The sequence below is a fragment of the Anaeromassilibacillus sp. 1001302B_160321_C8 genome (assembly GCF_015554745.1).
In the GTDB taxonomy this organism is placed as follows: Bacteria; Bacillota; Clostridia; order Oscillospirales; family Acutalibacteraceae; genus Anaeromassilibacillus; species Anaeromassilibacillus stercoravium.
Genome location: NZ_JADNJD010000017.1, coordinates 32848 through 44753, shown reverse-complemented (window position 1 = coordinate 44753; position 11906 = coordinate 32848). Strand labels below are relative to the sequence as shown.

Annotated in this window: 8 protein-coding genes and 1 rRNA gene; 7 read left to right on the top strand and 2 right to left on the bottom strand. The window is 57.1% G+C overall.

The window, feature by feature from the left end; genetic code table 11:
- Positions 1 to 13 precede the first annotated feature (13 nt).
- On the bottom strand, positions 14 to 3853 hold the full coding sequence (gene ygjK, locus I2E77_RS11365) for an alpha-glucosidase (RefSeq protein ID WP_195451251.1): 3840 nt from the start codon (positions 3851 to 3853) through the stop codon (positions 14 to 16).
- Between the two features lie 544 nt (positions 3854 to 4397).
- Here ygjK and rrf point away from each other — a divergent pair.
- Positions 4398 to 4514: ribosomal RNA gene (rrf, locus tag I2E77_RS11360) — 5S ribosomal RNA — on the top strand.
- A gap of 246 nt (positions 4515 to 4760) precedes the next feature.
- Positions 4761 to 5780, top strand: coding sequence for a 3-deoxy-7-phosphoheptulonate synthase (gene aroF / locus I2E77_RS11355; protein WP_087234593.1), 1020 nt, complete (start codon positions 4761 to 4763; stop codon positions 5778 to 5780).
- Between the two features lie 283 nt (positions 5781 to 6063).
- On the opposite strand, the gene I2E77_RS11350 is transcribed toward aroF, so the two are convergent.
- Positions 6064 to 6315: a helix-turn-helix domain-containing protein gene (locus I2E77_RS11350; RefSeq protein WP_191441711.1), complete on the bottom strand. Its 252-nt coding sequence runs from the start codon at positions 6313 to 6315 to the stop codon at positions 6064 to 6066.
- 98 nt (positions 6316 to 6413) lie between these two features.
- On the opposite strand from I2E77_RS11350, the gene I2E77_RS11345 reads away from it, so the two are divergent.
- The 5 genes from I2E77_RS11345 to yjfF all read left to right on the top strand — a co-directional run bounded on the left by I2E77_RS11345 (position 6414) and on the right by yjfF (position 11869).
- On the top strand, positions 6414 to 6890 hold the full coding sequence (locus tag I2E77_RS11345) for a hypothetical protein (protein ID WP_195451250.1): 477 nt from the start codon (positions 6414 to 6416) through the stop codon (positions 6888 to 6890).
- A 315-nt stretch (positions 6891 to 7205) separates the two neighbouring features.
- Complete coding sequence (locus I2E77_RS11340) at positions 7206 to 8240, top strand: ABC transporter substrate-binding protein (protein WP_195451249.1); 1035 nt, start codon at positions 7206 to 7208, stop codon at positions 8238 to 8240.
- A gap of 116 nt (positions 8241 to 8356) precedes the next feature.
- The gene (locus tag I2E77_RS11335) at positions 8357 to 9880 is read left to right on the top strand and encodes a sugar ABC transporter ATP-binding protein (RefSeq protein WP_087234588.1); all 1524 of its coding nucleotides are present in this window, start codon (positions 8357 to 8359) and stop codon (positions 9878 to 9880) included.
- The gene (locus I2E77_RS11330; RefSeq protein WP_087234587.1) at positions 9867 to 10880 is read left to right on the top strand and encodes an ABC transporter permease; all 1014 of its coding nucleotides are present in this window, start codon (positions 9867 to 9869) and stop codon (positions 10878 to 10880) included. Before I2E77_RS11335 ends, I2E77_RS11330 begins: the two co-directional genes overlap by 14 nt.
- Positions 10877 to 11869, top strand: coding sequence for a galactofuranose ABC transporter, permease protein YjfF (yjfF, locus tag I2E77_RS11325; RefSeq protein ID WP_191405552.1), 993 nt, complete (start codon positions 10877 to 10879; stop codon positions 11867 to 11869). Before I2E77_RS11330 ends, yjfF begins: the two co-directional genes overlap by 4 nt.
- Positions 11870 to 11906: the final 37 nt, after the last annotated feature.

Sequence of the window (11906 nt, the reverse complement as noted above, 5' to 3'; positions counted from 1 at the left end):
TTTTTATTTTCGATTAGCCAATGGTTACAGCACAATGCTTCGTAGCGTTCTGGCCCGGCAGGGTCGTGTAAACACCCGTGCTCTGGCCCGGCGTGCCGATGGCATAGACTCTGTAGTAGTAGTCGTTGCCGATCTTCGCCACGAACTGCGTCTTCAGCACATCGCCGTTGCCGACCGTGAAGCTCGGCGTCATGGCGTTGCCGTTGACCACGGTCATCTTGAAGCAATACGCCTGGCCGTGCTTCAGCGTGAAGTTGACCGTCGTGTCGGAAACCACATAGGCGTTCGCCGCCACGCTCTGGCCTGCGGAGACAACGCCCGCTGCGCCGTACGCATTGCCAATGTTCGCGGACGTGCTGCCGCCGGAGCTGCCGGCGTTCGAACCGCTGTTGTTCACTTCCACCAGGTTGGCCTTTGCCGCGCGTGCCTGTGCGACCGCGTTATCCACAACCGCCTGGCCCTCTTCTGCGTCGAGGGTCTCGTCCGCGAGCAGGGTCTTCAGGTTTGCAATCGAAGCGGCAACCGCTGCATAGCTCGTCGCTGTGTAGTCGGAAGCATCCAGTGCTTCGAGCTCGTTCAGGATAGCTTCCAGTTCGCTCTTATCCGCCTTCTTGCGGAGCGCTGCCATGGTCTCGGTCAGCGTCTGTGCCGCCGCGTCGATCGTCGCCTGCGCGTCGTCCTTCGTCAGTGCCTTTGCTGCATCGAGCGCCGCCTGGAAAGCTTCCTGGCCGTCCGGCAGATACTTGCCCTCTGCGATCTCCGCCGCAACTGCTTCCGCCTTCTCGATCAAGTCGTTCAGGCTGTTCCGATCGGAGGCACGCACCAGGCCCTCCGCTGCGTTCAGCAGGCCGTCGTATGCCTTCGTGACGTCCGCTTCCAGCGGCTCGCCGTCTGCAATCACTTCTGCTGCCTGCGTCATTGCGTCTGCAAATGCTGCCCAGCTGTCGCTCGTGAAGTCGTCCTCCACCAGGCCGCTCAGCAGGTTATACAGCTCTTCCAGCGCGCTCGCGTCGCCCGCCTGGAAGTCCAGGTAGTGGATGACATTCAGCAGGCCGCTCCAGGCTGCATCGATCTGCGCCTGGGTTGCCGCGTCGTCGGCCAATACCGCTGCCGCCGTGTTGTAAGCCTCCATGAAGGCTTCCTTCGCCGCCGTGACCAGCGAATCGACCGTGCCGTCGTCCACATAGGTCTTCGCGTAGTTGTAAGTCTCTTCCAGGATGCGCTTGTCCGTCACTTCGAAGACGAAGTCCAGAGCAATGGAGCCGTTTTCGACCGTCGCCGTGTAGGTGTAGGAATTGCCGCTGATGAGCTGCGGTTCGCCGCCGTTGATGGTCACGGAGCGGAAGTTCTTGCCCGCCACGCGCGGCACAAAGGTCAATTCGACTTCCGTGCCGTCTGCGACGTCCTTCATTTCGAACTTGCCGAGCAGGTCCGCGATCTTTTGCGGTTCGCCGTCCACCGTCAAGGTGACGTCTTTGCTGTTGTACGTCGCCGTCAGGTTCTGCTCTTCCGATGCAGGGATCGGCAGGGCGTCCTGGGAGGTGGTTTCATTGCCGGCCAGCGTGTCTTCAAACAGCAGATAGAATGCCGCTGCGGACCAGCTGAAGTTCTTGGTGTGCAGGCCCTCGCCGGTCTCCGGGTTGTAGTTTTCACGGATGGGGCCGTCGCCCAGCAGGCCTTCCGTATTGTCGAACAGGCGGTAAGCCGCTTCTCTGGCTTCGTCCTCATAGCCGTAGTTCTGCAGGGCCTCTACCGCGTACAGCGCCTGATCCAGCCAGACCGGGCCTCTCCAATAGGTGCTCGGGCTGTACTTGTCGTTGTCCGCAGAAGCGGTTGGGAACGGAACCGGACGGTAGAATTTGTCCTCGTCCAGCATGTTTTCGGCAACGCGCGCAGCCTTTTCCGGCGTGGCGAGCTTTGCCCACAGCGGGAGCCAGCCCTCAGTGCCCTTGCCGCGGTTGACCAGCAGTTTCTTTTCGCTGCCGTCTTCGTTGGTCTGGAGGTCGTAGTAGAAGCCGGTCTCCTCATCGAACATGTTCGTGTTGATGTAATCGCGGACGTATGCCGCTTCCTTTTCGTACTTGGCAACGTCTTCGTCGTAGCCGAGCACTTCTGCCATGGACATCAGGAACGCTTTCTCCGCATAGAGGTAGGAGTTCAGGTCCACGGATTCCTGGTTGATGCTGTAGCCGACGATTTCATTATCGGCATTGCGCACCGGGAAGACATGCACGCCGATGTCGTCCGGGCCGTTGCCCTCTTTGTCAAAGCGGGTGGCGTTGTCCATGCCGCTTTCCCATGCAGCTGCCTCGATGATGGCGTCCTCGTCAAAGAGGGGTTCGCCGTTCTCGTCCAGCAGGATGTTGCCCTCGCGGTCATACTGATAGTGGGAATCGTGTACCATGGCGCCGTATTCCGCAATGCCGTTGTGGTCGACGTCGCGGTTGGTGTACCACCAATTGTGGTAGGCGACCAGCTTCGGATACATTTCCTCGAGGAAGGCCACGTCGCCCGTCTGGCGGTAGATGTTGTAGACCGCCCATGCCGCCAATGCTGGTTTGGAGTTGCGTTCGTTCCAGTTGCCGCTGTCGCCGCCGCGCTCCGGTCCAAGGTTGTAGAAGATGCAGTCAACGATCGTGCCAGCGTCCTGCGGGCGGACCGGGTCGTCCGGGGTGATCTGATAATCGAAGTGTGCGCGGATATTATCCTCTGCGGCCTCAGGGTTGAAGCGGGCCATACCGGTCGCCTGTTTCCAGGAATCCCAGCCCCACAGGCCGATGAACCACTGGTAGGATTTGGACGGGACAATGCCGCCGTGCTGCAGGGCGCCCGCCGCGCTGATCCAGTTGGTCATCAGGGTTTCGATAGCTTTCACAGCCGCGTTTTTGTACGCCTGGTCCACGTCCGCGTTGTCGATGGTATCGACATAGCCCTGCCAACGCTCGCTGTTTTCCACAAAGTAGCCGTCGCCGCTGGCCAGCATGTCCGCGGTTTTGTCCGCTTCCTCTGCGGCCTCTTCGTCCGTGAAGGTAAAGCTCTGCGTCTGGTAGGTCACATAGGGCTCGTCCGGCTCCACGGTGATGGGCGCTTCGAATGTGCTTTCATAGGAGAGCGCATCCTCGGAGACCTCCGTTGTGACCGGCTGGTCAAAGCGGATGTTAAACTTGTTTTCCTCTGTGGTCATGTAGCTCCAGATCTCGCGGATGGTTTGAAAGTTTACGGCTACGCCGTCCTCCGTGGCCTCCAGAGAGGTTCCGGAGGGGGAACCATACGCGTCGTATGAGTCAAAGATGGAGCCGGTCTGCTTGAGGTTCAGTTCCAGTGCTTCGTCCGTCTTATTGTCGATGGTGGTCCGGATCAGCGCCGTGCGGCCGCTGGCGAAGATCAGTTCCAGTTTGAGATCGATATCTTCCAGTTCATAGCCCTGCACCAGCTTACCGGGATAGGCGTTGACGGTCGCTGCGGCGTCCGCCAGGTCATAGGCCGTCCCGTCAGTGCCTGTAATAACCCATTTCCCAATGCATTCGGATAGGTTCACCGGGTATTCTTCGGCAAAGATCACCGGGCCGGCAAAGCCGCCGTAAGCGTCCGTGGCGTCTTGGGGATGCAGATAATAGCCATGCCAGGCGCCCATGTCGCAGAAGTTATTGTACTTATTGGTGCTGTAATCCCCATAGATGTCCGGCTCCGGCACGCCGGTCATATCCAATACATTGGCATAGCCGATCGGTTCCGGGGCAAGGATCGAATCCTCCTGCGCTGCCGCGGCCGCAAAAGCGCCGCCTGGAATTGTGCCCGCAACAAGTGTGGCACACAGGAGCATTGCAAGTGCAGAACGGTGCAGTTTTTTCATGAGACTTCCTTCCTTTCAAAATGTTTCGATCTGCGGGAATCGCTGGGTCCCCAGCAAGCGCTTGGAGAGGGCGCCGCGCCTCTTCCCGCTGGAGGCGGCAGGGGTCGGTTGGATGGCCTCCCTTCTTTTGAAAGATTTCCAAAAATAAAAAACCCTATAAAAGAGTTTCAGGCAGAACGATCCATATCTTAATAAAGGCGAAACGAAATATGTGAACGGATGAATGTTTAATAGTATATTAACATTTACAAATTGTAAAGTAAAGAATACTCGTGCATAATATATAACCATTCTTTTTGTTATATTGCATAAATTCTGATCGCATATTGATTTATAAAGCAGTTTTTGATAATATTATATGAATAGAAAAATTTATGGCGGGATGTTGGGCGGCCAGCAGGCCAAGCGCCCCAGGGAACCGTTGCCACAGAGGGAAAAAGGGCTTGTAAAAAATTTTTCAGAAAAATTGAAAAAAACGCTTGCATTTTCAAATATCCTGTGCTATTATATGGAAGTCGCCAGTGAGGACGACAAGAATTGAATAGTTGGTGTCGATGACGATGAGGGTCCACCCGTTCCCATCCCGAACACGGAAGTTAAGCTCATTAGTGCCGAAGATACTTGGCTGGCGACGGCCCGGGACAATAGGAAGGCGCCAACATCAAAGCAGTCACCCAATAGGGTGGCTGTTTTTTTATAATTTCATATGCTTTTTTGCCGTTTTTGCGCAGCCGCGCCAGATCTGCGTGGCGCAATTGCGTGCCGGGCGCATGTTCTGCAACAAACCGGAAACAACATCCATGCAGAGGTTTTGTAGATCCCCCTTGTTTTTTTGCACGGTTTTCTATATAATGTTATTTAGCGCTTTAAAGCATAAAGTAATAAAAGTACAGACAGGAGTGATCGTATGATTATTGTCATGAAACACGGCTCCACCCAGGAGAACGTTGATAAAATCGTAGAAGTCCTGAAGGCACACGGCCTCGGGGCAAACCTTTCCACTGGCGCCCAGGCGACCATCATCGGCGTGCTGGGCGACAAGAGCAGGCTGGCGGACGCCAACCTGGAATTGATGGACGGCGTGGAGAAGTGCGTGCCCATCATGCATTCCTATAAGCTGGCCAGCCGGGAGATGTGCCCGGATGGGCGCGTTGCAGAGGTGGGCGGCCAGAGGATCGGCGGGAAACAGCTGGTCCTGATGGCGGGTCCCTGCGCGGTCGAGAGCGAGGAACAGATCCTGGAGGCGGCCCAAGGGGTCAAGGCAGCGGGCGCAACATTCCTGCGCGGCGGCGCGTATAAGCCGCGCACCTCGCCGTATGCGTTCCAGGGCATGGAGGACGAGGGCTTCAAGCTGCTCCGCAAGGCGGCGGACGCCACGGGCCTCAAGGTCGTCAGCGAGGTGATCTCCCATGACCAGATCGACACGGCGGCCAAATACTGCGATATGTTCCAGGTGGGCGCGCGCAACATGCAGAATTTCCGCCTGCTGCGCGAGATCGGCCGCTCGAAGGTGCCGGTGCTGCTCAAGCGCGGCATCGCCTCCACGATTGAGGAATGGCTGGACGCCGCCGAATACATTATGAGCGAAGGCAATTATAATGTTGTATTATGCGAACGCGGAATCCGTACCTTTGAAACCGCCACGCGCAATACGCTGGATGTCTCCGCGGTGCCGGTGGTCAAGGAGCGCAGCAGCCTGCCGATCATCATCGACCCCTCCCACGCGGCGGGGAAATCGCGCTACATCGAAAGCCTGTCCCTGGCGGGGATCGCCGCCGGGGCGGACGGCCTGATTATCGAAGTGCATCCGGAGCCGAAGGTCGCCATGAGCGACGCGGCCCAGCAGCTCACCATTCCGGAATACCAGGCGTTGGTCAAAAAGGTTGGCGCAGTGGCCGCCGCCGTGGGAAGGGAACTGCCCTGCTGAGCGGCCGCAGGGGCTGGCTGCGGCTTTGGAATGCCTTCCAAGCGGGCGGCGGCTCCATAAAGCGGGGAAGTTTTCCACAGGATGGGCGTTCCCGGTGGAAAACAAAGCCGCTCTGGGATTTCCGGGGAAACGGTTTCCCGGGGAATAAATTTCATATAAGGGACCATGGAATGGCAATCGATGAAGCGGGCCCCGTTCTCCCAAGTGGAGGGCGGGGCCCGTTTTGTGCATTTCCGGCAGAGTTGTCCGCACGGAAAGCGCCTGCGGGATGCGCGCAACCCGGTCAGCCCATTTCGCCCAGCGTCAGCCCTTCAAAAAAGCAATCGTAGCTGCAATGGTAGATCTGATGCAGCGCAACCAGCAGGCGGATCGGGATATTCAGCTCGCCGGTTTCGTAGCGGGAATACAGGCCCCGCGTGGTGGAAAGGCCGAGGATGCCCAGCCGGGCCACCAACTGGTCCTGTGTCAGCCCGTTCGCCTTTCGGAGGCGGCGCAGGTTGTTTCCCATGTTGAGATCGGCCTTTAATTTTTCCATCAGGAGCCCTCCTCTGCGGCCATTTCCCATATACAAGGATGCGTATCTATGTTATACTAAATAAGAAATAAACGCAAGCGGAAGGGCAGGGGGCAGCGATGCGCGCCGGACAGAAGGGCCATTACAAGAATGGTTGCTTTATGGGGCACCGGGATGCACCCGATGGGTTGTATCCCCTGCTGCGCAAGGAAGTGGAGAGGCACATCCTGCAATGCGGGGTGAACCGCTTCTTTGTCGGCACCTACGGCAATTTTGACCGCATGGCGGCTTCCGTGTTGGGGGAGATCAAAGCGCGGTATCCGCACATCCGCTTCTATCAGATGCTCGCCTATCCGCCGGAGCAGGAGTGGATGGAACTGCCGCCCGGCTGCGAACGCGCCGTCTATCCAAAGAAGCTGGCCCGGGTCCCGGAGAAGGCGGCGATCCCGGTTCTGAACCGCATGGTGGTGGACGCCTCCGACTACGCGATCGCCTATGTCTACCGTGTTTCCAACGGCGCCTATCAGACATGGAAGTATGCCCGCCTGCGGGAACAGCGGGGGCTGCTTTGCATAACCAACCTGGCGGAATTTTGAACGGGATAGGGGTTTTATCTGGAACCATCATGTGAAAAATGCCATGCAAATGTAGGAACGTTCCTGCGTTTGCATGGCATTTTTCCTTATATTGAGGGGGAAAACGGGCGGCTGGGACGCGCTTTTGGGAGGCCGGCCAAAAAAGGAAGAGCGGAATGGTCTGCTAAAATATTGTAAATTCCGGTTTTGTTATCGTAAAGACTTTAAAAACCAAACCGGATACAATAGAGACAACGAAAGGGGAACGGCCCCGGGGAGGCGGAGAATCCGGCCGGCCCAAATCAAACAGTCAAAGTTACATAGGAGGAACGATCTATGAAAATGAGAAGATTTGCAGCAGCTATCCTTTCCGTATTGATGTTTAGCGCATGTGTGACCGGATGCGGAAGCACGGAAGAAACCCCCGCAGCAACCGACGGCACCGCTTCGACCGAGAGTACAAGCGATACGAACGCAGGCGGCGAGGACGACGGGAAATTGAAGGTCGGCTTTGCACAGATCGGCCAGGAATCCGGCTGGCGTGACGCGGAGACCGCTTCCATCCAGTTCTATGCAGGCCAGAATTTGGATACCATCGATTTCAAATTTGCAGATGCACAGCAGAAACAGGAAAACCAGATCAAAGCAATCAAATCCTTTATCGATATGGGCGTTGACGTCATCGGCTTGGCGCCGGTGGTAGAGACCGGTTGGGACGCCGTATTCACCGAGGCAAAGGACGCAGGCATCCCGATCATCCTGGTAGACCGCATGGCGGACGTCCCGGAAGACCTCTATGCAACGTTCATCGGCTCTGACTTCATCGAAGAGGGCAAGAACGCAGCCGACGAAATGGCGAAGCTGATCGGCAACAGCGGCAAGATCGTACAGCTCGAAGGCACCGTGGGCGCCTCCGCTGCGAACGACCGCAAGAAGGGCTTTGAAGATCAGATGGCAGCGGAATATCCGGACATCGAGATCATCGCATCCCAGACCGGCGATTTCACCCGCGCAAAGGGCAAAGAGGTCATGGAGTCCTTCCTCAAGACCTATGGCTCGGACATCAAGGGCGTTTATGCGCACAACGACGACATGGTACTCGGCGCAATCGAGGCCATCAAGGAAGCCGGCCTCAAGCCCGGCGAGGACATCAAGACCGTTTCCTGCGACGGCGTCAAGGCGATCTTTGAAGCAATGGCTGCCGGCGAAGCAAACGTCACCATCGAGTGCAACCCGCTGCTCGGCCCGGTCTTCTTTGAGACGGCCCAGAAGCTTGCAAACGGCGAAACCGTTGAGAAATGGATCAAGTCCGAAGAGGGCATCTTCCGTCAGGAGACCGCCGCAGAAGACATCAAGACCCGTGTCTATTAATTTGATTTCTCCTTCACTTTCTTTCTTCTTCATTTTATAAATTTTACCGATTCTGTGAAATCCGCCCCGCCTGTTGAGACGGAGGCGGATTTTGCATATCAAAAGGAGGGGCTGCTATGAGCGGCGAAACGGCATTGATCCAAATGTCGCACATATCCAAGACATTCCCCGGCGTCGTCGCGCTCGACGACGTGCAGTTTACATTGCAAAAAGGGGAGATCCATGCGCTGCTGGGCGAAAACGGCGCAGGGAAATCCACGCTCATCAAGGTTCTCACGGGCGTCGAAGAGCGCGACGGAGGGACAGTGCTGCTGGAGGGAAAGGAAATTTTCCCCAAGACCCCGCAGGAGGCCCAGGACGCCGGCATCAGCACGGTGTACCAAGAGGTCAACCTGTGTCCCAACCTCTCGGTGGCGGAAAATGTCTATATTGGACGCGAACCCAAAAAGGGCGGGCGGATCGATTGGAAAACCATCAACACGCGCTCCAAGGAGCTTTTGGAGCGGTTTGACCTACAGATCGACGTGACCAAAACACTCGATTCCTATTCTGTGGCAGTGCAGCAGATGGTGGCCATCGCGCGCGCGGTGGATATCTCTGCAAAAGTGCTGATCTTGGACGAACCGACGTCCAGCTTGTCCACGCTGGAGGTGCAGAAGCTGTTTGAGATCATGCGGATGCTGAAAAAGCAGGGGATGGGGATCGTTTTTGTCACCCACTTCCTCGACCAGGTGTATGAGGTATCGGACACCATCACCGTGCTGCGCAACGGCGGCTATGTCGGTACATACGCCACGGCGGACCTCCCGCGCGTGCAGCTGGTCGCCAAGATGATCGGCAAGGAATACGCCGACCTCAACCAGCGCTTTGTCAACGAAGAGGCCGCAAAGACGGAAAAAGAAACCCTGCTGTCCCTCAAGGATGCCAGCGGCGCGGGCACGATCGATTCCATCTCGCTCGACGTCCACAGCGGTGAGGTGCTGGGGCTGTCCGGCCTGCTCGGGTCGGGCCGCTCGGAAATTGTGCGCCTGATCTTCAGCGTGGACCGTCTCAGCGGCGGTGAGATGGTGCTCAAGGGCGAACCCATCCACAACCGCAGCCCGTTGGGCGCGATCCGCAAGGGTTTCTCCTTCTGCCCGGAAAACCGGAAGACGGAGGGCATCATCGGGGATCTGAGCATCCGGGACAACATCATCCTGGCGCTCCAGGCAAAGCGCGGCATGTTCAAGGCCATCTCTAAGGCGGAAGCGCAGAAGCTCGCCGACGAATACATCGAAAAACTGGAAATCAAGACGCCGTCCGCGGACCAGCTCATCAAGAATCTCTCGGGCGGCAACCAGCAGAAAGTCATTTTGGCGCGCTGGCTGGCTACCAACCCGGACCTGCTGATGCTGGACGAACCCACCCGCGGCATCGACATCGGCACAAAGGCGGAGATCCAGAAGCTGGTGGTCCAGCTTGCGGAGCAGGGCATGGCGGTTATCTTTATTTCCTCGGAAATTGACGAGATGCTGCGCTGCTGCGACCGCATGGTCGTTTTGCGGGACAAAAAGAAGGTCGCGGAGCTGAACGGGCAGGAGATCTCGGAAGCGGCGATCATGCATTATATTGCGGGAGGTGCGGAGAATGAACCTGCTTAAAAAATGGAGCAAGGCGCAGGTGTTCTGGCCCATTGTGATCTTCCTGTTGATCCTGCTGGTCAATGGGATTGTCTCGGGCGGCGCGTTCTTCGAGATGAAGATCGTGGAAGGGCATCTGTATGGCAGAATTATTGACATTTTGCGGAATGGTAGTAAACTTATGTTGTTAGCCACCGGCATGACGTTCGTTTTGGCCACCGGGGGGACCGATATTTCCGTCGGCTCTGTGATGGCCATCAGCGGCGCGATCGCGTGCAGTATTGTTGCAAATGGCGGTAACGTGGCCGTCGCAGTGTTGGTGGCGATTTTGGCAGGAGTTGTAGCAGGGGCATGGAATGGGATGCTGGTCGCGAAGGTCAAAATTCAGCCCATCGTCGCAACCATGATCCTGATGGTGGCGGGCCGCGGCATTGCGCAGCTCATCACCAACGGTAAAATCATTACCATCAATTCGGATTCTTATTATTTTATCAACGGCGGCTATATTTTGGGCCTCCCGTTCCCGATTTTCATCGTGGCGTTTGTCGTGCTCATCGCCATGCTGTTCACCAAAAAGACCGCCTTCGGCCTGTTTTTGGAGTCCACGGGCATCAACCCGGTGTCCAGCCGCTTTGCCGGCATCAACGTGGACCGCATCAAATGGCTGGTCTATACCTTCTGCGGCGTGATGGCGGCGGTTGCCGGCCTGATCGAGAGCGCGGGCATCAAGGGCGCGGACTGCAACAATGCGGGCCTTTTGATCGAGATGGACGCGATCCTGGCGGTCGCAATCGGCGGCACATCCCTGAACGGCGGGCGGTTCTCCATCCCGGCGAGCCTGGTTGGCGCGCTGATTATCCAGAGCATCACCACGTCTATCTATGCGATGGGTGTTGCCCCGGAGGTCACGCTCGTGGTCAAATCGCTGATCGTTGTCTTTATCTGCCTGTTCCAATCCAAGGCGTTTAAGGATATGCTCAAGAGGCGGTTCCTGTCCCGGAAGGCGGTGAGCCAGGCATGAGAGAGACGAGTGGAAAGAAGAGAACGTTCCGGATCAAGAACATTTCCCTGGCAATCACCACCGTGCTGTTCCTAGTGCTGTTCGGCGCTGGGTCGGTTGCATACGACAACTTTTTCTCGTTCTCAACGTTCTTCAATCTGTTTAACGACAACGCGTATCTGATGATCGCTTCCATCGGGGTAACGTTTGTGTTGCTGACGGGCGGCATCGACATTTCCATTGCATCGACCATTGCGTTTACGTGCGTGTTTTCCGCGTTTTTGCTGCGGCTTGGCTGGACCCCGCTGATCGTGATCCCGCTGGTCCTGTTGATCGGCCTGGCGTTTGGCGCGCTGATGGGGTACATGATCCACTATTTCAAGCTTCAGCCGTTCATTGTCACGCTGGCGGGCCAGTTCTTCATGCGCGGCATGTGCGCGGTCATCAGCACGGAGTCCATCCCGATTTCGGATGAATTCTACAAGACCATGGCCCTGACGAAGGTCACTTTGTTGGGCGGCAGGATCTATTTCTACGTGTTTATCGCCATCGTGGTGTTGCTGGTTTCGCTGTTCGTGTTGAAATTCACGCGGTTTGGCCGCACGGTCTACGCGGTGGGCGGCAACGAGCAGTCCGCCATCCTGATGGGCCTGCCCGTGGCGCGCACCAAGGTTGCTGTGTATGCGATCAGCAGTTTTTGCGCAGCGCTGGCCGGCGTGGTGTTCAGCTTCTATACGCTGGCGGGCTATTCCCTGCAGAACATGGGCCTGGAGCTCGATGCGATTTCCTCCTCCGTCATTGGCGGCACGCTGCTGACCGGCGGCGTGGGCAACGTGATCGGCACGACGGTCGGCGTCCTGATCCAGGGCGTGATCCAGACCATCGTGACTTACCAGAATTTGAACACCTGGTGGACCAAGGTGACCATCGCGGCGCTGCTGTGCATCTTCATCGTGATCCAGAGGGTGATCGCCATCCGCGCGGAAAAAGCAAAGGGGACCGCAAACTAAAGCCGTTGCTTCCTTTCAAAGAATCCATATCCGATAC